The organism is Arenicella xantha (assembly GCF_003315245.1).
Classification (GTDB): domain Bacteria; phylum Pseudomonadota; class Gammaproteobacteria; order Arenicellales; family Arenicellaceae; genus Arenicella; species Arenicella xantha.
The window spans coordinates 24,780-49,633 of sequence record NZ_QNRT01000002.1; the positions used below are offsets into that span (position 1 = coordinate 24,780).

Below are 24,854 nucleotides of genomic sequence, written 5' to 3' on the forward strand. Positions count from 1 at the left end.
TTGGGACTTTCAATGCCGTGGTTTAGACTTGGCCTACTCGCCTAAGCGGTAACTTTACCTATTTCTTCCATTGCCGCTATCCGATGCCCTTTCATATGTGAGAGGGCTTAAACCTGAAGCCAAGGATGATGCTTCGAGCGTAGACCAGCAGTTTACGGCTCACTCTAAGTTTTTTATATTGGCCTTTGAATAATCCTTAAATATGAAAAAAATATGACGGCAAGAGCTGTTATATTTTTTTGACCCTGTTCGCGTTTCAGACAGAACTTGTATGCTAACAAGCAACCTTCAATAATCTGGTGTTACTGACTATGGTCGTATTTCAGCATTATTTAGCCCTACTTCACCGCGTATTGTGTCCGCTGAGCAATGCGCAAGTGTAGCTACTATCTGGTTTTGGTAGCCCTGCTTGGGAGCATCGGGCTAGCTGGTGTAGTGCTGCTTGAAATAAGCCCTACTACCGACCTCACGTTACCTCTCACGCATTCACTACCGCTTACCGCTAAATCTAATCAGTCACCGCCCTCTTCCGAGCTCGAGTCAGGCGCTAAATCAAGCCCATCGGAGTTTGTCAAAGTGCCAGACTGGCAAGCCTTCATAGCCGACCTTAACGCGCCGTATGGTTTTGCAATTGAGCCTATTGGTAACCGCTTGATCTGGAGCAGTTCCGGGGACGCGACCTTTAAAACAGCAAATCAAGATGGGTCGCAAGTAACTAGCCTGTTGTCAAATTTTGAAAACCCTTTCGAGCTTTTGGTCGAGTCTTCATTTGGACATACTCGATACTTGTATCTCGACGGCGCAATTCAAGTGCAGACAGTCGATACTGAACTGGATACGCGAGATGATCGAGTGCTGCTAAACCTGCCTTCTCAACCACTCCATGGAATGGGGTTTGATGAAGCAACCAACACGCTGTATCTCGGAGATCAGTACGGCCGACCGGCTTTGGCGATTGATTTGTCCGCGAATACCCCGCCGTTTATAAAAAAAATAACTCTGATCAATATTCCATCACAGGAGAAATAAATGAAAACCCTATCATCTAGTTACCGGCCACAATGGCTGACCTTAGTATTTACGATTATGCTCGGCTTTCTTCTTCTCACCAAGCCGATACATTCGCAAGCGCAGCCTATTGTTGGCTTTGCAGATCTACACTCACACTTAATGGCCGAACATACCTTTGGTGGCAGTTGGTATTGGGGAACGGTCGAAGGATCAATTGACTGGGCCTTGCGTCGATGTGATGGCAACCCAGCCCAGAGCCACGGCGCTATTGCCAATTTACCCGGAATAGCCGAGTTCATCGCAACCGATACTGGAATTCATTTAGGCAAGCGACGTGGCTACGACCGACGCAAGTGTAAAAAGGTATTCGGCATTACAATTCCAGGCACCTGTCCACGCCCTCATTTTGAACACTGGCCACGTCATGATGGTTTAGCGCATCAACAGATGTGGCATGGGCACCTTCGTCAAGCATTCGACGGTGGAATGAAGGTTATGGTTGTATCACTCGCGGAATCCAATTTCCTATGTCGCAATACACCATCTTCAAAACGTCTGTATAACTGCGATGAAATGGCCTCTGTGCATCGCCAAATAGACAAACTAAATCAGTTTGTGGCTAATCATTCAAGCTGGGTTGGCATTGCCAGATCACCAGCGGAAGCGCGTAGCCTAGCGTCACAAAACAAGCTCGCCTTAGTTGTCGCGGTGGAGGTCAGCAATTTGATTCCGAGCGGTAGTATTACGACTCAGCTTGACCAGCTTTACAATAAAGGTGTTCGCTCAGTGCAATTGGTTCATCACCATAATAATCGCTTTTCAGGTGCAGCGCCGATTCCCAAGCTAGTGCAAACAGTGAACTTGGTTGAGGTCGTTAAAGGTGAAATGAGCCCGATTAACGATGTGAGTTGCGGGAACGATTGTGATGGTGACACGCACCTAAACTCGCAAGGGCTGACTGGCGATGGGTCGCTGTTGGTGAATGCTATGATCGATCGCGGTATGTTAGTTGATGTGGCGCACGTGTCGCGCTTATCACTTACACAAATTCACTCGATTTTGGCGCAGAATAGTAACTACCCAATGTTCTATTCTCACGCACATCTATTCAATTCGATAGATGGGAGCAAAGACCAACGGAATGAGAAGCACATCAAACCGAGCGAAATCAGTTTAATCAACGCGACTGGCGGTATGGTTGGCTTACGCACTGGGTTGGAAGCTACCACCACGCATAACGCGAACATTGGGAACTATTGCGATGGTTCAATACGATCTTTTGCGCAATCCTTAATGGCTGGCGTTGATCAAGGGCTTAGTTTGGGGTTTGGCGCAGACCTGAACGGGTTCATAACGCAAATGAAACCTCGTTGCTACCCCGACAATGACCCCGCGACGCAAGATGTGCAACGCAAAGGGCTGGCGCACGTAGGTTTGCTACCCCAGTTAATGCAGGATCTAGAGAATATTGGTGTGCCGCAGCAGTACATTGATCATTTGGATGGTTCTGCTGAGCGGTTTGTGACCATGTGGGAACGCGCTGAATCAATTGCTGCATCGAACTGATTCTTCATCTGAAGCCTTGTCGGTAAGCCGAGATCGGCAGTGACGAGCATAAAAATTAGCGTTGACCAGGTTATAAGCTGGTTAACGCTAATGTCGTTAAGGGGCTATTTTGCAGGAATATCACTTGAGATTGGAATACTCACGAGTACTTGAAATGTTCCGATCTTCGCCAAACTTAAGCCAAGACCGTCGCGTAGCACGCATTGAGTTGACCCAATATGGTTAGTCGCTGTGGCCTGCATAAATTGCGTGAGCGATATCTGTTGCGATCGCATTAATACTGGGCGTGTTCGATCCAGCGAGAAATCACTGGAAGGCAACCAATCGAACAAGCTTAGGTTTAAGGTTTGCTCAGGCAGAATTCCTTGGTGTTCAAAGGTAGCGTATAAGCCCCCAGAAACGTGAATAGAATGATCTTTAATCGAATCGGGTATTTGGCCATCTAATACTTCAACGGCCGCCATTTTGATGCCCTGCTCTAAACGCGTTAGGTCCATGATGTCGCGTGCCAAGTAAATTGCTTGGTTTGCCACGGTTAATTGCCCTTTTAAACCGCTAAGCAAATCACACAATTGGGTCATAGCATTCCATAAGGTGTGATCAAAGCGAGATGACATGTAACCTTGGGCGGTGCACATCAGCAGGTGCCGAGGTGGTAGCTGCTCGAGTGTTGGCGCTAATGCCGTCTTGCGACATCGCATGCGTTCATTCATCGGGGGGAATGAGTCCCCAAAATGCTCAGTTCTGAACTTGGCTGGTGATAGCCGGAACCGATCTTTGAATGCACGAGTAAAGTTCGCCTGACTCGAAAATCCGGCTAACGCGGCGATATCTAATAGTTTTTCATGGGTATTGGTTAGCCTGCTAGCAGCCAGAAAAAGTCGATTTCGTGACACATATTCAAAGAATGTTTCGCCCAAGTAGTCAGCAAACAGAGCCTGAAAGTGCGCAGGCGAGTAGCAGCTAAAATCGGCTGCCTGTTGTAATGAGATCGATCGATCCAATGATTCCAAAACGTAAGATACCGATGTGTCTAAACGCTGGCGATGACGCAGCTCAGTGGTGTAGTTCAGACGGCCTTCCATATTCCATTAGGTACTGGTTGATATGTCGATCAACCAAACGTCTCACAAGATCTGGGCGCATGCAACCGCTACACTCACAATTGTCTATTTGGCGGCCCGTTTCGGCATTCGATCAGATCTCTAGTCTTGTCGAGTACTCAAGATATAGCGAAGAACGAAAAGTGTTGCATACCTCGTGCCAGCCACAATTATTCCTGCCCTTTTTAGGCTGCGTTTTTCAAATCACTCTGTCGTAGGAAAATATCGCAACCACGGGCGGACAAGCCCTTGAAGATGGACAAGATGTTGCGGTCGAATTTACGCACGAACTACAAAATGGCACTACAAAATGGCACTGCAAAATGACACTGCAAAATGACACTACGGAATACCAGCGTCACCGGAAACGCAGCGGTCCTCGGCAGCGTTCTATCGGCTATTAATAACAGCATTGTTGCCGCCTGTGTAGTGACTTCAGCGACGGTTTCTGTGATGTGGGGGCTCTCGAAGTTTTTTAAGTCGAAACGTTCTTTATCATTCCTTTAGAGAATGGCAAGTTGGTCACTTTTGCGCTGTAAGAAAGCCAGATAACTTCGATAAGCTTCATTCGCCATTAATTCTAAGTCGACTGGCTTTGTGTTTGGTGTTTTTTCGCTGCATTTACAAAAAAATTAATCCAAGTGAACCGAACCGACAGTCTCCGACACTAATACATAACTGCCGAACCTCGAACCAGGCTCGGACGTAAGTACTATTCAAAAGCACTCTCATCTAAACAACCACTCACTGGCAAACTATACGATGTCAGTGGATAACCTGAGACAAATGAAAACATGGACAAGAATTCAAATAAACCGACCCATCATGCCGCGCAAAACTCACTAGCGGATGCACAGCCAATCGCTACTGATCGACGTAAAGCGGTGCGCACTATTTTGGCCGGTAGCGGAATAACGGCGGCGGCAACAGTAGGTAATTGGTCGAAACCACTACTCGATGCAGTGATATTGCCGGCCCACGCACAAACTTCAGTCGTCTCCGTAGTGCTTGCTGGTAATGTTGGCTTAACGCCAGTTGTTAATAACACTAGTCAAAAAACGAATGGTATTCTTGATTTTTTCGTTGGGACTGCCTATGCACAAGAGAGTGAGCCAAATTTGGGCGGCGCATGTCTGACAATGAGCATCACCGGCAGCGTGTTTACAGTTGATTTAGAGTTTGTTGCGGAACCAAAGATCATCATCGAAGGCGCGGTGTCAGGCAATGCTTTTACTGGCAGCGGACAAGGTGTCACAATTTCGGGTACCGTCGACCTTAGCCCTAGCGCTGAAACCGCAGTAGGCAACATAAGTAATTCTAGCAGCTCATTTGATTTTTCAATTAATTCAAATGCAGGTGCTTGCGAGGCGATCGCTCCGACTACGACTAGTGCTCCGACCACGACCAGTGCGCCGACTACGACCAGTGCCCCGACTACGACCAGTGCTCCGACTACGACCAGTGCCCCGACTACGACCAGTGCCCCGACTACGACCAGTGCCCCGACTACGACTAGTGCCCCGACTACGACGCCATCACCGGCCAACAGCTAACTATTCTGAGTCGATGCCTGAATCAATATCTAAAGCAATTTGTCTTGCCATATTCATCAAGCCAAATACGCAAATATCTGAAGCCTCGTTGCTCACTGCTAAGCCATTTATTGACCGTTGGATCATTAGCGGTGAAAGCTTGGAAGCGCAACAAGAGGGTCTTATCCGTAACGCGCTCGCGGGGGTCGAAGGTCATTTCGTAGGCAATGCTAAAAATGACTACGGCCAAGCAAAATGCGCATTACTGCGTGAAGCACAACTATCTGCCGATTGGGTTTTAATGCTCGATGCAAACGAAGAACTTTGTGTTTTTACGCCGAGGCTGCAAATTCCTGAAGCTGCTGACATTGGCTTGCTCGATATAAAAAGAGGTAAATCGGTCACCTCCGAGGCAAGATTATTTAGCGCCAACGCTAAGGTAACATTTAGCTATCCGGTGGCAGAGTATCCGAGCGCAAATGGCGACAACTCGGTTCAGGTATCAGGCTGCGCAGTACGCAGTCATACGCCATCACAAAGCTTGCTTGAAGATCGTGTAGTTAACCGGTTTCTGCTCGATTCGGTACTCGGAAAATACCCGCGAAGTGCTGAGCTATCGTTGTTATTAGGCAAGGTTGAACTTGCGAATGGTCAGCTTAAACCAGCGTTGCTGCACTTTGAGGCGATTCGAGACTTAATGGCATCGGACACAATTTCATGGACGGCTCACTATTTAGCTGGCGTGATTTGTTCCGCTCAACGAAACCTAGTTCGCGCAATCTATCACTGGCAAGCGGCATTTGATCTTATGCCCGATCGAGCAGAACCACTGATGCGGCTCGCTGAATTACACTATACCGAAGAAGACTATGGCTCCGCCGCTCGGCTCACGGCCGAGATAGCCGACATGGATCGACCCGTCTCGGTGGATTACTACGAACCTGATATTTATAGGTATACAGCGGAGGTTTTAAAAGCACACGCTTGGCATAAGTTAGGTCGAAGTGAAGAGGCTATTGCATGTCTGAATGACCTGATAGCGCCGCAGTTGAATCTCAGCGTCAAGACTGACGTGCGCGTGGCATTAGGTGATATTGAGCACGAAGTAGCCTTAGCAAGCGCCGAAAAAGAGACGTCGGCTCAAGTAGGCCAAACGAGCAACTGTCAAACCCTGACGACACAAGCATCATCCCCCTACCCGTCACCTCAGCCAAAGCTTACGATTGGTATGGCTACCCACGACGACTACGATGGCGTTTACTTTAGTGTAATGAGCTTGGTGCTGTATCACCGCGACCACTTGAACGACGTTGAGATTCTCATCATCGACAACAACCCAGATTCTAAACATGGTGAAGCGGTTCGCGGCTTGGCTCAGCGAGTTAAACAGATTCGGTATGTTGCTGCGCAAGAGTATCGTGGAACGGCCATTCGTGAACGAGTGTTTCAGGAAGCAAAAGGCAAATACGTTCTCTGTATGGATTGTCATGTATTTCTGCACACGGGCTCATTGGGCCGTTTGATCGACTACTTTGATGCGAATCCAAATTCTCCTGATATTCTACACGGCCCAATTTATTACGACGATCACAATAACTTCAGTACGCACATGACCGCAGATTGGTATGACGGTTTTTACGGGCGTTGGGGTAGTAATCCGCAAGGTGGCAATTCTGACAACCCGCCCTTTGAAATACCAATGCAAGGGCTTGGACTGTTTGCTTGTGTCAAGTCTCAGTGGCCAGGCTTTAATCTAAAGTTTCGCGGCTTTGGCGGCGAAGAAGGCTATATTCATGAAAAATTCCGTCAACGCGGTGGCAGAGCTCTGTGCTTACCATTCTTACGTTGGACACATAGATTTGACCGCCCTAATTCACCAACTTATACCAACTCATGGGAAGATCGTATTCGAAACTACCTTATTGGATGGGATGAGCTAGGCTTGGATACCAGCCAAATTTTACAACACTTTTCGCAGACGCTCGGAGAGGTTAATACCAGCGCGAATTACGCGCGCTTTCTAACCGAGAAACAGAGCCCACTTTGGGGCTACGACACCGTTTACCTGTATTCCGCTATCCCTTTTGGCTCAGAGGTTCTAACTGGTTTAGGTGTTCAGAGGATCATTCAAACAGCATCGTCTAAAGATATGCTGACAAGCTTATTGCGTCAGTCAGTAAAGCACGGCCTCCCCAATGTATTGGTACTGATAGCGAAAACTGATAGCAAGTTGGAGTTTGAAACAGCGATTTATAATTCACTTCCCAACTTCGAAAGCTTTCAAACAGGTGGCGACGATATTCAAATTATTGAGTCGCCTAAGTTCCAAGCAAATTTGATCACATCTGCAGGATTTTTAACGGCTGCTGATTGCATAACGGAAGAATGTTTGTTGAGTGCTGACAAGTTACATAAAATGTCGACGAGTTTTCGTGAATTGATGGTGGATGTATGATTACCTACGTATGTTCATATTGGTTGTCGCCAGCAGCTGGAGAAGCGAGAGAAGCCGAATTGAAACGCTATTTCGACTTACATTGCTATTTAAAACAGCGCATGGGGAGTCAGCAAATAATTTTAACTAATTTGGATTATCCCGGCGCCATAGAGTTAAAGGTTCCGCCAAATTTCACCGAGAAATATGCTTTTTTTGCACGATACTTTGGCCTCAAACAACTAATTGAAAGTGGTGTTCAATTACCTATTTGCTTACACGATCATGACTTTTTTAATGCGAAAGACTTACCCTATGACGAAAACGCAATCCTAGTGGGTTCAATGGTGGATGGATACTTTTCGGAGCAAGCGGTTGTTTATCCAGAAATAGCTAAGCAGGCGATTATGGCGTTTACTGACAAGTTGTGGAGCTTAGACTTCACTGCCGGATTACAATATGGCTATGGAACGGAAGTGCGTCATGAAGGGCTGTATTCGACCGAGCAAACGATGAGTGACTTGGCCCTACAACCCTTTAAGTCAATACCGATGCGCCAAGGGTTTAACGTTAAAGACCAAGTAAGTTTCGATATTGTGTCGCACCACTCACTTGATGCGGCATCTATTGCGAGCACAGAGATCCCATCTGGGTCGCACGGGATTCATGGGCATTTGAACAAAGGTCAAGCCACCGAGGTAATGCTCGATTGGCTTGCGGAAAATTTGAGCTAGAGCCGGACCGGTTAAAGTGATGCCTGACCATAGCCCACCCTATTCCCATTGCGCTGTGTGATATGTTCTTCCGATGTTGCGCTGCGCTTTCAAATGATTGCTAGGTCCAAGAATTCGGATCCCTATTGAACCATTTGCTCCGATCGAGGCACTAACTGATAACAAGCTGTTAGAAGTGGCAGGCTAGGCCTACAATAATACAATTTTTATAAGCACAGGATTCTCGTGGCTGACAGAGTAAATGATAGTGATGCAGCTCAACATAACAACTACCGCTCAATTGAAGACGATAAACTTTTGAATTTAATTGGAGACAAAAAAGACCGTATGGCGTTGACTGAGCTCTATGAGCGCTACCAGCGGCCGGTCAGGAATTTTTTGTTGCGCGGCATGCGCGAAGTCAAATTAATCGACGAAGTCTATAACGACGTAATGCTTACTATTTGGCACAAGGCAAATAGTTTTCGAGGCGAGTCAAAGGTGTCGACTTGGATATTTTCCATTGCGTATCGGCAGCGTATGGCTCACTCACGAAAAGAAAGCAAGCACGCGCAGCTGAGCGCAGTCGAACAACAGCTTGAGTTCGAGACTGATTCCCATGTATCGCAAGCTGAAACACTGCAAGCGGCAATGGCGGAGTTATCGGAACATCACAGGGCCGTTATTGAATTAATGTATTTTCATGGGTACAGCACAAGTGAAATTGGGGTCATCTTAGCTTGCCCTCAAAACACCGTTAAAACGCGGTTATTTCATGCGCGAAAAAAACTTAAAGCAACCTTAGAGGTCGGCTATTCAATGCTGGGGGCTCATTGATGAAAAATATTAAAGCGAGTGAACATAGTGATATTTTTAGCGAATCTATGATTGTCGACTATGTCGGAGGTCACATTGAAGACGATACAGTACGTGCCGACTTTGAAAAAAAGTTAGCAAATAACGCAAGGCTTAAGCGAGCTGTCGATGAAGAACGTCAATTGCGAGATGCCCTGCACTCACTTGAGCACGCCAGCGCTGAGCACGAAGTTACTAGTAGCGAAGATGGGCTTGAGAAGCTGTTCGCGAAACTAGATGAGGTAGAAGACGACGCTGCTATTCAGCAACACCAAGACTCTAAAACTGGTTTCAGGGTTGTTAGTCGGAACTGGTTCGCTGGCGCTGGCATCGCCGCTAGCTTAGCGTTTGTCGCCATGCTGTTGGTTGGGACCGAGGTGACTACGACTACTTCTGATTTCACGCTACTAAGTGATCCACAAAGTGCGACTCAGGCGGATTTTAATGACTTGGTTAAAGCTCGCCGAGTTGCTCAAGTGTGGCTTGTGAATGAATTGCCGGCGGCTGAATTGACTCGTCTTTTTGGTCAATATCAGCTTACCTTGATTAGCCGTGCCGGCGCGGCCTGGATCGTTGCATCGTCGACTCCGCTGTCTGACCAACAGTTAACACAACTTGAAGCCGTAGCGAGTTTCAAACAGGTCAGTCTGATCTCGTACAATAACTAAACAAGTGTGAGTAATTACACGCAAAGCAACGGTATTGATAAGTGAATATATATAGCAAAGTTTTATTAGCTATTGTGGTTGGTATATCGTCGGTTTCAATTAATGCTCAACCGCAGACTTCTGAGTGGGTTGTGGTGCTCAATGACCCTCGCCCTGAACGCCTTAAAGGTTGGCAACGTGATCAATACTCGGGAGATGGTCATTATCGCAATGCTTTAGAACTCAAGCGCGCTAGCCGACGCGTAGCCGATAAACATGATCTGGCCATTCGTGCAGAGTGGTTTATAGAAAGTCTTGGGGTTTACTGTTTGGTCGCGGCGATTAATGGCGATCAAGCGCTAACCTTGGATCGTTTAAGATCGGACGCTAATGTGAAGTCAGTGCAAGCATCAAACAGCTTCGAGCTGTTACGAGCCGAAATATTACCCGTTGTTGAACTCGCTAGCATCGATGCGAAGTTGTCTTCTAACCTAACAAAGCTACTCGCTCCGCCAGAGTTGCAACTGCCCCCATCTATTGATGGGCGTAGAGTTGCCATCGCATTGGTGGACTCAGCGGTGGACGATACCCATCCTGAAATTAGCAAGCAGGTCATTAAAAACCTTGATTTTGTTGATGATGAGAACTATCCAGCCACTACTGATGTACACGGAACCGCAGTAGCTGGAGTAATTGTCGCTGATCAAACCAGTGATATTGGCGTTACTGGCGTAGCGCCTGGCGCAAGCCTCTCGGCGTATCGAGGTTGTTGGGAGCGCGCAGAGAGTCATACTGGGGCACGTGATGCTACAAATTGCAACACCCTAACTCTCGCGCGCGCTTTGGACGCGGTAGCGATGAGCAACGAGGCAGACATTCTAAATTTGAGTCTGTCTGGCCCCAAAGATGAATTACTAGATCAGCTTGTGAAACAGATTGTGTCACAGGGCACGATAGTGGTCATTGCTTTTGACCCGACCCGATTAGCCACCGATCGCTTTCCGTCAGTCTCAACTGGCGTAGTGACGGTTCGCGCTGATTCCCTCAATCAGGACCAGACAGAGATTTTTTCTGCGCCCGGTGAAAAAATAGTGGCTGCACCTCGAAAACGTGCCAACTTTATGCAGGGCCACTCGGTTGCAGCGGCTTATACCAGCGGTATATTGGCGCTATGTATACAAGTTGAAGAACAGTTAAATAAGAAGATTTGCACACCTGAGCTCTTTGCGCAACTCAGTCGTAATAACACCAACAACCTACATCAACTCGCCAACGAGTTAGCTAAGAAATTAGATTCTGCAACCCCAGATTATTAGCTCTTAAATATCAGCCTAGTAGATTCGATAACGAACGTTTATCGCGACTTCCGGTTGTTCAATATTCAGCTTAACGAAGCGCTTATAGTCTGAGCTGCTTAGCATAAACTTTAACTCCGTTGTCCAACGTGATTGGGCATATTCAATGCCAAGCTGACCGTACTCCAGAGAGTCTACTGGCGCGGAGCTCTGTAGCGAGGTTAGGCCGGCCTCGAGCTTCAGTCGCCAGTTATCACGTAATGGTTGAGAAAATTGCAACGAGGTCGTTACTCCAGATGCTCCCTGCCCTAGCAATGAGTCAGTTGCCTTTACTGCTAGCGTGTAACGCTTGCCTAAATGCCATTTAGCGCTGGCCGTGGTGTACTCCCACCCTTTTAGAGTTGAACTTGAGTAATCGTGTCGAGAAACTGCGAAGCTAATCGCCTGGCGTTCATTGAGTGGAGTGAACCAGCCAAGTTTGGCGTCACAACCTCGCTGAATAACTACTCGATTAACGTTCTCACCAGCAAAGCATGAGAGCGCGGCAAAGCCTCCACCGTTTGCAGACCATTCACCGGACAGAGCGACTGTTGGATAGTTACTCGTGAGGTTTACGCCATCGATAAAGCGGCCCGATTCCAGGCCACCAGTGAACTCTATGACGTCCGCTCGCGCGGTATTGACGATGATAAAACAAACTACAAAGGTGATTGAGGATAAAACGTTACGTACTTGCATGCATGAGGACCGACGGTATTTCTCTGAGTCTTGGCTTGATGCCAATATTGCACAGGAGTCTAGTTTAGACTGCGTGTAATTGAAAGCGTAGAGCTAATCCGATTCGTAAAACCAAAGGCTAAATTCGAAGGTGCTAGTCATGTTGTTCGCTGTGGTCGGGATCACAGCGGTGATTCGGGACGACTATCAATAACGTAGATTCTGGCTGGTCATTGCTTAGGTCTCAGCGCTTCGATGATCTGCGCGTCGACCCAGAATATATCCACATTACCTTGTGGCGATGAATCTATCTTTCGATTGAAGAATAGATACTTGCCATCCGGCGTTACGCTAGCAGATGCTTCCCACGCTGAGGTGTTTATTTCATCACCCAAGTTAATGGCATCACTCCATGAAGCATCTTGCTGTCGAAAGCTTATGTAGATGTCAGAGTGACCAAACCCACCTTCTCTTCTACCATCCCAAATAATGTATGACTCATCGGCTGCGATAAACGGATGGGCATTGAATTTTCCGCTGTTAATCTCTTTACTCAGTGGCCGTGGCGCTTCGCGTTTACCGTCCACGAATCTTGAATAGCGGATTATGCCATCGCCATTAGATGAGCCTATTTCATCAAAGACATACGTTCCTTTAGCGGAAGCCGTAAGACGCATGATGCGTATTTCCGCAAATGGTGAACCGAGCCTTTTCACCTCAGACCATCCAGCCTCGTTGCGTTCCATATACTTTTTACCCAGATGCATGGTCTGGCCACTTGGCGAGATAAATGGTTGCCCTACCCTTGGAGATACAATTGTCTCAATCCATTGGCTTCCATCATTTTTGAGTACCACAAACTCTTGCTTTTTGACGCCATCAACGTCGGCGACCTCTCTGATGAAGTAAAATTCATTTAGTTCCGGTGTGAAAGTGCCTCCATACTCCCAATTTTCTGTAGTAACTATGCTTGGGGCGAAAGGTTCAGGCGTTATTCCAGGCGGTCGCTGCCCAAGATAAGCGCCAGTCCGGGCTGGGAGCTGATCGAAGCTATGGCTTTCGGCATTCACTGTAAGCAGCAGTGCGAGATAAAGATAAAACTTTTTCATGCGCTACTCCTTGCCAGCGGTTAAGCCTGATAACCAATTAACGCCACGGATACTCGTCATTGGGAATGCGGCCTGATGATCCCCTTCAACCACGACATTGGTTAACAACAAACTCTTATCGCTTGTACTCTTCAATATATTAATAAACTGTTCCGTGTATTCGCCCAATTGCGTCTCTAGCATGCCATATGAAACAAACACATTAGCGTTTAAGTTTTTATCTTTAGACTTAGACGCAAGTTCGGAGATCGCTGGAATATCTCTCTTTAACGACGGACTTCCTAGGATATAGTTTTTAAACGTGTCGGGTTGTGTGAATAGTATATAGGCGCCAAATTTTCCACCGGCTGAGTACCCAAAGTAAGTGCGGTTGTTAGGATCAGTTCGATAGCTGTTTTCTACTTTGGTGATGACAACGTTGCGAATGAAATCTAGATGATTGTTAGCTTGTCCAAATTGAATTTTAGCTTGGCGCTCGGGGTTGGCAGATGGTGTCATTGAGTAGTCGCGAAACCGACTAACGTGTTCACCAAACTCTTTCACCAAATTCTTGTCGATGTTCTTTTGCCAAGAGATACCAACTAAAATGACGTCTTCCATCAAATATTCAGCGGCGGCGGACAAAGCATCGATATGCCACTTGGCATCAGTAAAATAGATTACTGGGTATTTTTTATTGGAGTCCTTTGCATAGTCTTCGGGTAATTTTATCAACAATTCATATTGTCGGTTCGAGCTTGATTCATAAACCGGCACCACCTGGGTTCTCGGCATTTCATAGGGATTATATTCACTCCCCTCAGCAGCTACAGACGGTAGCAGTAGAAGCAAAATCGCTAATATCGAAATTTCTTTCATGTCTATTTAATTCTCCCTGGTGAAACGCCAACTTTTAATTAGCCAGTGTTTTGTATATAAACTAGAGGGGTCAAACTTAGACGGGGCGAAACAAAAATGCCTGAAGTTATGCTGATTTCTGTCTGACTTCCACCTGAATCCAGTTTGGTCTTATATATATCAACTGGTTACGATGGTATGTTCAAAAATAATTGAGCGTTATACTCAGGCAAGTTCTCATGTTTAGACTTACATTTACGTATAAGCGTTCACCCTAGTTAGAGGTAATATGTCGGCACAGTATTGGGTAGGTGAGTTTTTTATTGATTTATCCCGAAACCAAATCACGCAAAACAAGCAAACTCGCACTATTGCGCCCAAGGCTTTGGCGGTGCTGACCTGTTTGGCTAAAAACCAGGGAGAAGTGGTAAGCCAAGACGAGCTGTTAGCACAGGTTTGGAAAGACACGGTGGTATCTCCGAATACACTACAGAGAAGCATTGCCCAGCTACGAAAAGCACTCGGCGACGATGGTAAAGTTCAAGTGCTTATCAAAACTCATGCTAAACAAGGCTACAGCTTAGACTGTGCTGTTCGATGGCAAGCTAAGCCTAGCTTAGTAACCTCTAAAGATGCTCGGGATACGGTCGACCACACGCATCAAGATAATGTAAGAAACAGCCCGAACAAAGGCTCAAAGCGAACCAGACCAGTCTTCATTCTGGGCTCAATCGTGGCGACAATAATTACTATAGGTGCTATTAGCTATCAGTATTTTTCACATACGCAGAATCGCGTATTTAGCGTTGAGGAGATAACTTCGCTGACCGCCACTGACGACAAAGAATTCGATGCAACGTATACGCCTGACGGTAAATACATCGTGTTCCACCGCTATCTGGACAAACAATGTGGCAATAAATTATGGGCAAAGGACATTAGCACGCAAAAAGAGATCCAGTTGACCCAAGAGTGGGCCGCTTACGGACGCCATAGTTTTTCTAATGACGGCAAGAAACTTGTGTTTTTGGCAACTGAAGCGTGTAGCGCACCGGTAACCCAGTCTAGTTGCTACAATTTAATGAGTCTAGATTTTGCACAGGCAGTGGAAAGCCCACAGCAACCGAGCACCTTAATGCAATGTCAAAATTCAGTGGTAAAGAACCCGGTATGGCTGAACAATAACGATATTGCGTTATTGCAAAAGCATTCAAATCGGTGGAAATTAATCAGCTATTCGCCAAACAAAAATCGCAGCACCGATATATACGACCTCAAAGATGGGAATTTGATCCACTTTGCCTATTCGCTTAAAGATGATGTAATCGCCGTTACCAGTATTCACAATGATGGCCAGCAATACATTGAATTACTCAACCCTGATGGGCGGATCATCTCAAGCCAGAAAATAGAAAGCACGCCGGAAATACCCAATTTTCGTTCGATCTACCCGAGCTTTGATCCGTTAAATGAGCAACTCGTTTTTAGCACCGGTAGACAGCTTTTTACTCTTTCATATGCCGGAAAAATCACCAAAATTAGCTTAGCTTTTACGGAAAGAATGGTACAGCCACAGTTTCATCCGAACGGCAAACGTATGCTGATGATCAAAGGCCCGTACGACAGTGATATCGTGTCATTGCCGTTGAGCGAGGTAATCGAGACAAACTCTATTGAGGTAACCGCTCGCGCCGAGTCACAACAACCACGAACTACTGCAAGTTTCGAGCGATCAAACCTAGGTGAGGATTACGCTGTTTTTCAACCCAGTGGTGAGTTAATTGCATTCTGGTCGGAGCGTTCCGGAGAGGAACAGGTTTGGATTAGCGATGGGCACGGTGCGCCACGACAACTTACCGAATTTCCAATTGATACGTATATTCAAGGAATAGATTGGGCGGCTGACGGCCGGAGTCTTTTAGTAAGTGCCAACAATGTGCTTACTCAAGTGTTTCTGGATGGCAAGCAAATACCTTATCAATTACAACATCCGGTGGCTCGACTTCTCCAATGGGATAGCGCAAACCAAAGCGCCTTATTGATCTCACGTGTCAGCGGTATATTCAAACTTGTGGAGGTTGATTTGGATAGCCTAGTAACTAGGCAGCTAACCGATAAGACCGTTTTGTGGGCACTTAGAAGTGAAGATGGGCGCTTGATCTATAAAGATCGATCTGACCAATTTTGGCAACCTGGCGCCGCTGAAGATCGACTTATCGAAGCGTTGCTTGGACAAAAATCTAAGGCTAAATCGTTTGTGATAACTGGCAATGTGATTTACGCCATCAATACCGACAATCAACTTTGGTCTTATGATCTCAATACGGATACGCTGGAGGTATTAGGCGCGCTACCCGAAGACGTCGATTACCTGACAGATATTAATGAGACGGATATTTTAATGACTATTGAAGTTGCGGCGAAAAAGGAAGTGGTTGAACTCGTGTTAAGCGATTAAGTTGGCAAATACAATCTCGATGGGCGCGCTAACTTGGTAAACCAAAGCGGCGTTATCTGCTTGGATGAGGCCGAACTATTCGGCCTCATCACGATCATGTTACGCGGGCTTGATCAAACCACGGGGCGACTGCCCTTCAAAAGTGACACAGTGTCATCTGATATGGTCAATCGCAGTTCGTTTTTCGGTTGCTGAAAATACCTTATAAAAACTGGACTTATCTTGAATATTAATCGACAGCTGTAACATTCTAGATATATCACTGGCCGAAAAAATGCCTCTGATTTGCTTAAGTGTCTGATCTATAACCAAGCAATGTTGCTGGCCGCTGTCTTTGAGTACTTCTATCACATCGCCAATGGTGGCGTTTGCAAGCTCTTTATACGACAGTGCAACTAACTCACTCTTAGGGCGCATCATGTCGGTGACTACAATGTCTTCACGCAAGAAACCGTCAGATGCTCTTTGCAACAGCTTTTGGTCTTCTAAGTCTTCGGTGCTGATCACGCCTAGAATTTGATTGCCCTCATTGATTACAAATTTCAGCTTCACATGCGATTTAATCATCAGATTCTTAACATCAATTGCCGATACAGACGACTCGATCACTAACGGTTTTGTAACTTTGAAATCAGTCAAAAATTCCAGCGCTCGCGTCTCCATTGAAATATCTTGAATTTCGTTAGGCCATGCTAGTTCACTAACATCTGACGCTGGGTAAAATTTCAGTTTACTCATGGATGTTTGCTCCTAAGATTGTTGGTTCACGAAGTCTGTCAAATGCTTGACGATGTTGATGCAACTTGGCTAATCGTCGGTTTAAATGACTAATTGGCGAATCGTAATTTGAAAATGGGCTCGGGTTTTGAGCCGCTTGAGTATTACCTGTATTGGCATTGTAACCACAGGCTATAGAAACAATCATCAGATTGCCCTCCTAATAAAGTTTTAATCGTGTGAGATCTATTTACGAATGCTGTAAAACAATATTACTTGGAGGTGCCCTTATCGAATGAAGCTTAAGTGGTTGGTTTTCGCTGAGGTGAGGAAGTTGTTTGAAGACCAACTGGGATTTGATGTACCGCAATGAGGCTTGCGGTTCGCTGATATGACTCTCGTCGATGTCATCAAACTCAATGTCTTTTGCGTTCTGAGCATCGTCTAAGAAGACTGAACTCTGATTGACTAGGGAATATTCAGAGTATCGCGCACCTTCCCCATGGCTTGCGCTGGAGACAAGAAGTAGTGCGAAATAAAGAAATGTTCTTGCCATCAGAGTTTTATAATTTATCGAGCACATAGCCCGTCAACAACTCCACTGTATGAGCATATCAACTAAGTCGAATCGAAAGTTACTAATATTTCATTGTCGCTAATTCTGTACATTGACTCGTACCTGGGTAAGTATAGCTTGGTTAGTTATCCCTCACTCTTGAGTCCTATCACATAATTTCAGATCAGTGATTCTAGCAGTATTCTATTATATTGCTCGAAGCCCGAATGGCAGGTGGTCAACCCTCAACTATCGGATAGTCATAACTAGTTAACTGCGAAGGCTACGATTCTATTTTAATTTTAACTTGTCGTTAACAAATAAACCGACTAGAAATAGGAGTTGGAATAATACAAAAACATCGCCAATGTAATAATAGATTGTTCTGGTAGATCTCAGAGGCACGTCAGCCACGATATATGTTTGTTTAAACGTATCTGAGGCACTAGCAATCACTTTTCCGTGTGCATCTATAATCTGACTAGGACCAGTATTAGATGAAATAACTACGGGAACTCCAAATTCAACTGCCCTGAAAATGGAAGCAATATTATGCTGATATGGCGCGGATGTCTTTCCAAACCAGTTGTCATTCACGAGGTCAACAATTAGGTTGGTGTCTCTAGATAGCCCCTCGCGTACAAATCTAGTAAAGAGATTTTCCCAACAAATTATAGTGCTTGCGACGATACCCGAAGCCCTCATCTCGACAGCTTTATCTCCTGGCTTCAAATTTGAATTCATCGATACAAACCAGGTCGGCCAGTCAATAATATCGTCGTAAGGAAGGTATTCTGCAAACGGCATAAGCAACTGTTTGCTATAAATTATAGGCTTGCCGCTGGATGAAATTAAAATGGCTTGATTATACTGTTCAGGTTTTGAGTCCGTGCTGGTAGTGAATTTTTCATCCTCTGCGTACCCAGTTAATATGGATACGTTGCCAGTTGATGATAATTGTTGAATTTGTGAAAAACGACTATCTGAGGCAATGCCTCGCCCCCTCAATGCGCCTTCTGGCCAAACTACAAGTGTGGGATCATAGCTGGCTGCTTCGAGCGTTAAGTCCAATAAACGACGAAACCGTTGATTTGGGTCCTGTTCCGAATGAACTTTAGCTAAACCGAAACTAGGTTGTAGAGACGCAATCCTAACAAACAGATCAGGCTGCGGCTGAACTACATAAGCAAATGCGCCAATAATATGAATCGAAATTACGACAGATGCGCTGACTAACAACACTCTGTTTGATAACCTAGCGGCGTAAAAAATAATGACATTTGCACTTATTACGATGAATGCAATACCGTACTCTCCAAACACACTAGCCCATTGAAGTAGCCACTTATTGTCAAATTGAGAATGCGCTAGCGTGTTCCAAGGAAAAGCCAAAAAGCTCAAGTTTGCCATGATGTAATCCATCAATACCCAAGCGCCTGAGATGCCTATAAGCGTCGTAACAAAAGAAAATCTAGCGCGTAATATATAACTTGCGATGGCCGCCCATATAGCCCAGTAAACGGCAAAATACGGAGCCAATATACTCGCGTGCATTAGCTTGAATACTTGAACTTGATAAATCCAGAAAAAGTAAATGTTCTCTAAAATCAACGCGATAAGGAACACCACAAAGAACGCCAAAATTGGTTTAGCTTTCTCACAAATTTTCAATAAAGGTACATAGCCAACAAAGGCTAGCGGCCAAATAGACAATGGCTCAAAAATTACTGCAAGTCCGATAACCGCAAATATCGACCAGACCGCGAGCACTAGGTTGTTACTGCGAGTCGTCAAAATTTGCTACTAAGTAGAGACAGGCTTCTTTTCACCCAGTTTGACTTTGTGAGCGAGCTAATAGCAATACGTATCACACCCAAAGTAACTATTAATTGATAATTGAGCTTAATTCTTGAGCCGTCACTTTTCCATCATTCAAAATACCAAAATCTTCAGGTAACTCCGTTTGTGATTCGCTTATATAGCCTTCAAGCATAATCTGTCCCCCACGGTTCACACTTTTCACTCTTGCTTTTGGAAACTTTGAGGACAATGCCAATAAGAGGTTATGCTCAGCAAGCATTGCATCTACCCCGTCCGACGCCCCAGTAGGAAGGCTTAAAGAAACTTTGCAGACACCGGCTTTACAATGAGACGCCGCTACTTCCGCTACAGGTAAGCCCGACTGACCTGCAGACAACGCATCCAGGATAAATGTCTCTGATTCAATTGCCCATTCGGGATCCTCGGGAAGACCATTAAAGTATTGTTCGGTTAACACATCCCGATTACGCAGCAACGATTCTGCGTAGTCATTTATTTTCTGTGCTTTATTTGGATCCGAAGCGAGCTGTGAGTATAGTTCAGCCAGTTCAGCTCTTGCTATCAGATCACTTGGTAGTGGGGAGGTAGCATCTAAACTAGACAAACGATCGATCAACCTCGTTAGTTCGTTTAAACCCTTTTTGACGTCTGACAACTCAGATCTCAATTCAGCAACCTCTTGATTTAAAGCGCTGTTACTCTCTGCCCTTTCGCTACTATGGATAGTGTCTACTTGAGAATGTTCGACACTTAGGTTTGTATTTCTATCTAACGCAATTTCGGTTGGCTTAGTTGATGGAATCAACGATACAACTACGACACTCACTACGATCAGCAGCGACACTACTGAAGCAATAACTTGTTTTCGACTCATAACACCCCTACCTATGGATACCACTGTGAGCTATACGAAAGCACTATCTATGGCATCAAAGTATATGCTCACTTACTATAATTCTTACTGCCAGCGAATACCTTTTCACTGGCAGTAACGAAACTCACAACCTAAAGAAGAGAGTGTGTAACGCCAAATGCGTTTATACCAGTGCCTGGTGGTAACAGACATGTAACAGTGAATGATGTAGTACTCATAAGATCTAAGCCATCAAGAGCCACAAACGTAGTGTGTGTTACATTTGGAGTTGGACCATCGGCGGTTATTGTTTTGACGACGGAATCATTGGCGACGTCAGTGGTTGCAGTCACTGCCATTTCCCTAAAAATACATGAAACTTCTGCGTCTGGTGCGGAACCTTCAGCGAAATATGCATAAAGCGACCCAGTTTCTATTATCGAGTAGTTTAAAACTCCGAGCGGTGCAACCATCTGAGGACCAGTGGTTGCTGTGCAGGTAACAAAGCGAGAGCGAGTATTCCCTGCAGGATTTATTACCCTAGCGTGATTCCACTGTAGCTCAGAGCTTTGAAGTTGGTTAGCTGCAATGCAGGCGCCACCATTTGCTCCATCAGTTGCAGCAAGCGCTGATCCGGATGCGACCAACGTAAGGCATAGTAATAGAATAGATTTAGATAGAAAAATTCTGGAAATAATTGTTTTCATTTTAAAGCCCCCTTATTTAATGAAATTAGTTTTTTACCAAACTGTCGCTCAATTAAGTCATAACGCTTTTTACTCAGCCTAACCTGAAAAACCCAGTCACACCTGAGTCAAAAACGAAGAGTATTTAATCTGCTTACAAGACCAAAAAATCAATTTGATCGAGTCGACCTACAAGCAGAGTACTCTTACTTAATCTAGCCAAATTATCTTATCGCTGTTAATGATAAAACTCGAGCAATTTCGTGTTTTTTTTATAATCTTGAGCTTATGCAACCCCAAAATTCCTTTTTTATTACAAATAAATCAATAACTTACCTAATAGGTACCGTGTAAACTTTATCTTTTCAACGGCCAGCCAGTAAAAACGGTTAGCCTGCACTATTCAAACAAACGTCTATTATAAGATGGCCTTTGCACATGCATCAGAATTGGATATGACGTGATTTTGATTTCGCGCTAAGTGCGAGTTGATTACAACTTTAACCAACATCACCAATCGATTCGGTAGAATTGAAGTTACAAATCCGTATTAGATAAAGGCGCTGGAGAGACTGTTTTAAATAAAATTAACGCGATGCCCAAGAATCTAAAACCATGTAGAATTATTTGAATTTCTAACGTTTTTTTCAAACACAGAAACACATTAAATCTTTGTATTACGCGTCGCGCCTACACCATACTTAAAGCTAATGCAAGTCGAACACTAATTCTTCGAAAGTCCACCAATCATGCTTAACTAGGTTCCCGGAGTTCAAACAGTACGACCATCAATGAATTGTCGACCAACCCAGAGGTAATAGATGGTCGGAATCACAATCAAAGTCAGTAGCAAGGTCGATACCATGCCGCCGATCATAGGCAACGCAATTCGCCGCATGATATCTGCGCCAAGGCCATCGCTAATAAACACTGGTGCTAGGCCGAGCAGAATAGTCAAAACGGTCATTAGCTTAGGGCGAACTCGCATTACCGCGCCTTGACTTATAGCATCACGCAACTCAGTTATATTTTGTGGCACAGCATCTCTCACTTGTGCGTCAATATAGAGCAACATGATGATCGCTGTTTCGATCGCAATACCGCCAAGAGCGATAAACCCGACCGCTACCGCCACCGAAAGATTGTAGCCTGCTAGCCATACAGTCCAGAGCCCGCCGATCAATCCAAATGGCACAGACAACATGATAATTAACGTGCGGTCAATGCGGCCAAAATGCAGCATAAGCAACAACAACACCAACGCTATTGCACTTGGAATCGCGATTTTTAGTCGCTCGCGAGCCTGCTGCATTTGTTCATACTGTCCGGCAAACTCAACCGCGTAACCAGCTGGTAGGTCGACTGAGTTGTTAACCGCATCGCGGGCTTCACTAACATAGCCACCAAGGTCCCGCCCAGCTATGTCGACAAATACCCAACCGGTTAACCGTGCATTTTCAGAGCGAATCATCGGCGGTCCTTCGCTGAAGGTGATGCTAGCAACCTCGCCTAAGGGAATGTGTGCTCCAGTTGGCGTGGGGACTAAGATGCGGTGCAAATCATCGGCTGTTTCGCGGAACTGACGGTCATAGCGTAAGATAATATTGTAGCGTTCCCGTCCTTCGACTGACTGGGATAACTTCATGCCACCAAGCGCGGTTTGAATAACCGTCTGAAACACACTCATATCAATATTGCGCCGCGCAAGTTCGGCTCGGTTTGGCTTGATTTCTAGGTATTTTCCACCGAGTACTCGGTCCGCAAATGCCGAACGCGTTCCATTTATATCGCTTACGACTGCTTCTATTTGGCGCGCAATACGCTCGATTTCGAGCAAATTGTCGCCGGTCACTTTTATGCCGATTGGCGTTCGTACTCCGGTTGACACCATGTCCATACGAATTTTAATTGGGTATCCCCACGAGTTCACCAGGCCTGGGATTTGTAGCTTCTGGTTTAACTGTTCGACAATGTCATCGACCGATATATTCGGGCGCCATGTCTCTTTAGGCTTGAGTTTGATCCAGGTCTCAATCATGGTGAGCGGTGCTGGGTCGGTTGCGGTATCGGCTCTACCCGCTTTACCAAATGCACGCTCGACTTCAGGCATCGACATAAGAATTTTATTCGTTTGCCCGAGTACTTCGCGCATCTTCGTTGAGGAAACGCCGGGTAATGTGGTCGGCATATACAATAGTTCGCCTTCGTACAGCGAAGGCATGAACTCTGAACCAATGTATTTGATCGGTATTACCACGCTTACCGCGAGCGCTAGTCCAATGGCAATGGTATGCCATTTAAAACGTAATGCGGTTGCTAGAATGGGGCGGTAAAGACTTACAAATAGTCGATTTATTGGGTTGGCGCTTTCGTGTCGAAATTTACCCCGCATGAGCACTAGCATCAGAACCGGCACCAGCGTGACTGAAAGAATCGCCGCAAAGGCCATGGCGTAGGTCTTGGTAAAGGCCAGCGGACTGAACAGTCGGTAGCTCTCGCCAGTCAATGCAAATACAGGTAGAAAAGACACCGTTATGATCAGCAATGAAAAGAAGATTCCGGGGCCGACCTCTTGCGCCGATGTCAAAATAACTTGATACCTTAACGCTTTGCTTGGTTTTGAACCCAGTTCTGCTAAACGACGACTTGCGTTCTCAACTAACACTATCGAGGCATCAACCATAGCGCCAATGGCGATAGCGATGCCAGCCAGGCTCATAATATTTGCGGTAACACCTTGGTATGACATAACTAAAAATGCGCCGAGTACGCCTAATGGCAAAGTGATCAGAGCCACCAACGAAGAGCGAACATGCAACAGGAATATGAGAATGATTAGCCCAACGACCAAGCTCTCTTCAAGTAATTTCTCCTTGAGATACTGTACTGCGCCCTCTATGAGCGGTGTGCGATCGTATACGGTGACAATTTCGACTCCTGCCGGTAACCCTTTTTGCAACTCAGAAAGCTTAGATTTAACTCGGCGGATCACATCCAAGGCGTTTTCACCGTCACGCATGATCACAATACCCGCGACCGTTTCGCCCTCGCCATTGAGCTCAACTATTCCTCGTCTGAGTGCCGGACCTTCGACAATACGCGCGACCGAAGACAATAAAACCGGGGTACCATCGCTGGCGGTTAGAACCACTTGTTCGAGATCACGTTTGTCGTCAACATAACCTGACGAGCGGATCACGTATTCGGTTTCGCCTTGCTCCAAGACACGCCCACCTACTTCGCTTGACGCGGCGGTTACCGCCTCGGACACGCGTCGCAATGGAATGTCGAATGAGCGTAGAAGATTAGGGTCGATCAACACTTGATATTCACGCACAAATCCACCAACAGACGCAACTTCAGACACGCCGTCCACACCCGATAGCTCGAGCTTAACAAACCAGTCTTGCAATGACCGCAGTTGGGCTAGATCGGTTGTGCCGCTTTTGTCCACCAGTGCGTACTGATAGACCCAACCTACCCCAGTGGCATCGGGTCCGAGTTTCGGTACGGCACCATCCGGTAGCTGAGAGCCCAAGCTAGAGAGCGCTTCTAGCACTCTAGAGCGCGCCCAGTAAAGGTCAACACCGTCTTCAAATATGACGTAAACAAAGCTAGTGCCAAACATCGATGAGCCACGCACGTCTTTAGTTTTAGGTAGCCCGAGCAAGTTGGTCGACAATGGATAGGTGACTAAGTCCTCGACAATTTGCGGGCTCTGACCGGCAAAGTCAGTACGAATAATGACTTGTGTGTCGGTCAAATCTGGCACCGCATCGAGCGCAGTATTCTGGAGCGCTATCCAGCCTGAAATGCCGAGCGCACTGCACAGAATTAACACGATCAGCTGATTGGCCATTGACCATGCAATCAGTTTGGAAACCAACGATTCTGACGTGTCTTGGGTAGCGATAGAGTTGGGTTTGCTGGAGTGATCATTCATG

The 24,854-nt window shown here is 45.9% G+C and carries 20 protein-coding genes; 9 read left to right on the top strand and 11 right to left on the bottom strand.

From position 1 onward, the window contains the following. The first annotated feature begins 369 nt into the window (after nucleotides 1–369). Nucleotides 370–1,029 (top strand): hypothetical protein, encoded by a 660-nt coding sequence (locus tag DFR28_RS06075; protein ID WP_113953458.1) that lies wholly within the window; start codon nucleotides 370–372, stop codon nucleotides 1,027–1,029. After that, complete coding sequence (locus DFR28_RS06080) at nucleotides 1,030–2,577, top strand: membrane dipeptidase (protein WP_113953459.1); 1,548 nt, start codon at nucleotides 1,030–1,032, stop codon at nucleotides 2,575–2,577. A gap of 104 nt (nucleotides 2,578–2,681) precedes the next feature. Here DFR28_RS06080 and DFR28_RS06085 read toward each other — a convergent pair whose 3' ends face one another. Continuing rightward, complete coding sequence (locus DFR28_RS06085; RefSeq protein ID WP_113953460.1) at nucleotides 2,682–3,662, bottom strand: helix-turn-helix domain-containing protein; 981 nt, start codon at nucleotides 3,660–3,662, stop codon at nucleotides 2,682–2,684. Nucleotides 3,663–4,474: 812 nt separating this feature from the next. Here DFR28_RS06085 and DFR28_RS06090 point away from each other — a divergent pair. From DFR28_RS06090 to DFR28_RS06115, 6 genes are all read left to right on the top strand, one after another. Then, entirely contained in the window at nucleotides 4,475–5,233 is a 759-nt protein-coding gene (locus tag DFR28_RS06090; RefSeq protein ID WP_113953461.1) for a hypothetical protein, read from the top strand. A gap of 13 nt (nucleotides 5,234–5,246) precedes the next feature. Next, nucleotides 5,247–7,667, top strand: a complete 2,421-nt coding sequence (locus DFR28_RS06095; protein ID WP_113953462.1) for a glycosyltransferase — start codon at nucleotides 5,247–5,249, stop codon at nucleotides 7,665–7,667. Then, nucleotides 7,664–8,380 (top strand): hypothetical protein, encoded by a 717-nt coding sequence (locus DFR28_RS06100; RefSeq protein WP_113953463.1) that lies wholly within the window; start codon nucleotides 7,664–7,666, stop codon nucleotides 8,378–8,380. Before DFR28_RS06095 ends, DFR28_RS06100 begins: the two co-directional genes overlap by 4 nt. Before the next feature lie 225 nt (nucleotides 8,381–8,605). Next, on the top strand, nucleotides 8,606–9,196 hold the full coding sequence (locus DFR28_RS06105; RefSeq protein WP_113953464.1) for an RNA polymerase sigma factor: 591 nt from the start codon (nucleotides 8,606–8,608) through the stop codon (nucleotides 9,194–9,196). Beyond that, nucleotides 9,196–9,882 (top strand): hypothetical protein, encoded by a 687-nt coding sequence (locus DFR28_RS06110; protein WP_113953465.1) that lies wholly within the window; start codon nucleotides 9,196–9,198, stop codon nucleotides 9,880–9,882. The genes DFR28_RS06105 and DFR28_RS06110 overlap by 1 nt, the downstream gene beginning before the upstream one ends. 41 nt (nucleotides 9,883–9,923) lie before the next feature. Further along, nucleotides 9,924–11,177: a S8 family peptidase gene (locus tag DFR28_RS06115; RefSeq protein ID WP_113953466.1), complete on the top strand. Its 1,254-nt coding sequence runs from the start codon at nucleotides 9,924–9,926 to the stop codon at nucleotides 11,175–11,177. Nucleotides 11,178–11,192: 15 nt separating this feature from the next. On the opposite strand, the gene DFR28_RS06120 is transcribed toward DFR28_RS06115, so the two are convergent. The 3 genes from DFR28_RS06120 to DFR28_RS06130 form a co-directional block, all read right to left on the bottom strand. Then, entirely contained in the window at nucleotides 11,193–11,894 is a 702-nt protein-coding gene (locus tag DFR28_RS06120; protein ID WP_113953467.1) for a hypothetical protein, read from the bottom strand. Nucleotides 11,895–12,103: 209 nt separating this feature from the next. Further along, nucleotides 12,104–12,982: a TolB-like translocation protein gene (locus DFR28_RS06125; RefSeq protein ID WP_113953468.1), complete on the bottom strand. Its 879-nt coding sequence runs from the start codon at nucleotides 12,980–12,982 to the stop codon at nucleotides 12,104–12,106. Nucleotides 12,983–12,985: 3 nt separating this feature from the next. Beyond that, nucleotides 12,986–13,840, bottom strand: a complete 855-nt coding sequence (locus tag DFR28_RS06130; protein ID WP_113953469.1) for an alpha/beta hydrolase — start codon at nucleotides 13,838–13,840, stop codon at nucleotides 12,986–12,988. A 268-nt stretch (nucleotides 13,841–14,108) separates the two neighbouring features. On the opposite strand from DFR28_RS06130, the gene DFR28_RS06135 reads away from it, so the two are divergent. Beyond that, nucleotides 14,109–16,277 (top strand): winged helix-turn-helix domain-containing protein, encoded by a 2,169-nt coding sequence (locus tag DFR28_RS06135; RefSeq protein WP_113953470.1) that lies wholly within the window; start codon nucleotides 14,109–14,111, stop codon nucleotides 16,275–16,277. A gap of 153 nt (nucleotides 16,278–16,430) precedes the next feature. Here the strand turns inward: DFR28_RS06135 and DFR28_RS06140 are convergent, their stop codons facing one another. The 7 genes from DFR28_RS06140 to DFR28_RS06170 form a co-directional block, all read right to left on the bottom strand. Beyond that, nucleotides 16,431–17,015: a CBS domain-containing protein gene (locus DFR28_RS06140; RefSeq protein ID WP_113953471.1), complete on the bottom strand. Its 585-nt coding sequence runs from the start codon at nucleotides 17,013–17,015 to the stop codon at nucleotides 16,431–16,433. Then, nucleotides 17,008–17,202, bottom strand: coding sequence for a hypothetical protein (locus DFR28_RS06145; RefSeq protein ID WP_113953472.1), 195 nt, complete (start codon nucleotides 17,200–17,202; stop codon nucleotides 17,008–17,010). Before DFR28_RS06145 ends, DFR28_RS06140 begins: the two co-directional genes overlap by 8 nt. A gap of 42 nt (nucleotides 17,203–17,244) precedes the next feature. Continuing rightward, nucleotides 17,245–17,550, bottom strand: coding sequence for a hypothetical protein (locus tag DFR28_RS06150; RefSeq protein ID WP_113953473.1), 306 nt, complete (start codon nucleotides 17,548–17,550; stop codon nucleotides 17,245–17,247). Between the two features lie 291 nt (nucleotides 17,551–17,841). Further along, nucleotides 17,842–19,320 (bottom strand): apolipoprotein N-acyltransferase, encoded by a 1,479-nt coding sequence (gene lnt / locus DFR28_RS06155; RefSeq protein ID WP_281268377.1) that lies wholly within the window; start codon nucleotides 19,318–19,320, stop codon nucleotides 17,842–17,844. Nucleotides 19,321–19,435: 115 nt separating this feature from the next. Further along, nucleotides 19,436–20,245: a hypothetical protein gene (locus DFR28_RS06160; RefSeq protein ID WP_113953475.1), complete on the bottom strand. Its 810-nt coding sequence runs from the start codon at nucleotides 20,243–20,245 to the stop codon at nucleotides 19,436–19,438. Nucleotides 20,246–20,376: 131 nt separating this feature from the next. Next, on the bottom strand, nucleotides 20,377–20,931 hold the full coding sequence (locus tag DFR28_RS06165; protein ID WP_113953476.1) for a hypothetical protein: 555 nt from the start codon (nucleotides 20,929–20,931) through the stop codon (nucleotides 20,377–20,379). 751 nt (nucleotides 20,932–21,682) lie between these two features. Beyond that, the gene (locus DFR28_RS06170; RefSeq protein WP_113953477.1) at nucleotides 21,683–24,853 is read right to left on the bottom strand and encodes an efflux RND transporter permease subunit; all 3,171 of its coding nucleotides are present in this window, start codon (nucleotides 24,851–24,853) and stop codon (nucleotides 21,683–21,685) included. Between the last annotated feature and the right edge of the window lies 1 nt (nucleotide 24,854).

Coding starts and splice junctions, on each gene's coding strand:
- DFR28_RS06100 (WP_113953463.1), top strand. CDS start 7,664: ATGATTACCTACGTATGTTCATATTGGTTGTCGCCAGCAGCTGGAGAA.
- DFR28_RS06120 (WP_113953467.1), bottom strand. CDS start 11,894: ATGCAAGTACGTAACGTTTTATCCTCAATCACCTTTGTAGTTTGTTTT.
- DFR28_RS06085 (WP_113953460.1), bottom strand. CDS start 3,662: ATGGAAGGCCGTCTGAACTACACCACTGAGCTGCGTCATCGCCAGCGT.
- DFR28_RS06075 (WP_113953458.1), top strand. CDS start 370: ATGCGCAAGTGTAGCTACTATCTGGTTTTGGTAGCCCTGCTTGGGAGC.
- DFR28_RS06165 (WP_113953476.1), bottom strand. CDS start 20,931: ATGAAAACAATTATTTCCAGAATTTTTCTATCTAAATCTATTCTATTA.
- DFR28_RS06145 (WP_113953472.1), bottom strand. CDS start 17,202: ATGATTGTTTCTATAGCCTGTGGTTACAATGCCAATACAGGTAATACT.
- DFR28_RS06095 (WP_113953462.1), top strand. CDS start 5,247: ATGCCTGAATCAATATCTAAAGCAATTTGTCTTGCCATATTCATCAAG.
- DFR28_RS06110 (WP_113953465.1), top strand. CDS start 9,196: ATGAAAAATATTAAAGCGAGTGAACATAGTGATATTTTTAGCGAATCT.
- DFR28_RS06135 (WP_113953470.1), top strand. CDS start 14,109: ATGTCGGCACAGTATTGGGTAGGTGAGTTTTTTATTGATTTATCCCGA.
- DFR28_RS06130 (WP_113953469.1), bottom strand. CDS start 13,840: ATGAAAGAAATTTCGATATTAGCGATTTTGCTTCTACTGCTACCGTCT.
- DFR28_RS06080 (WP_113953459.1), top strand. CDS start 1,030: ATGAAAACCCTATCATCTAGTTACCGGCCACAATGGCTGACCTTAGTA.
- DFR28_RS06170 (WP_113953477.1), bottom strand. CDS start 24,853: ATGAATGATCACTCCAGCAAACCCAACTCTATCGCTACCCAAGACACG.
- DFR28_RS06160 (WP_113953475.1), bottom strand. CDS start 20,245: ATGAGTCGAAAACAAGTTATTGCTTCAGTAGTGTCGCTGCTGATCGTA.
- DFR28_RS06150 (WP_113953473.1), bottom strand. CDS start 17,550: ATGGCAAGAACATTTCTTTATTTCGCACTACTTCTTGTCTCCAGCGCA.
- DFR28_RS06125 (WP_113953468.1), bottom strand. CDS start 12,982: ATGAAAAAGTTTTATCTTTATCTCGCACTGCTGCTTACAGTGAATGCC.
- DFR28_RS06140 (WP_113953471.1), bottom strand. CDS start 17,015: ATGAGTAAACTGAAATTTTACCCAGCGTCAGATGTTAGTGAACTAGCA.
- DFR28_RS06090 (WP_113953461.1), top strand. CDS start 4,475: ATGGACAAGAATTCAAATAAACCGACCCATCATGCCGCGCAAAACTCA.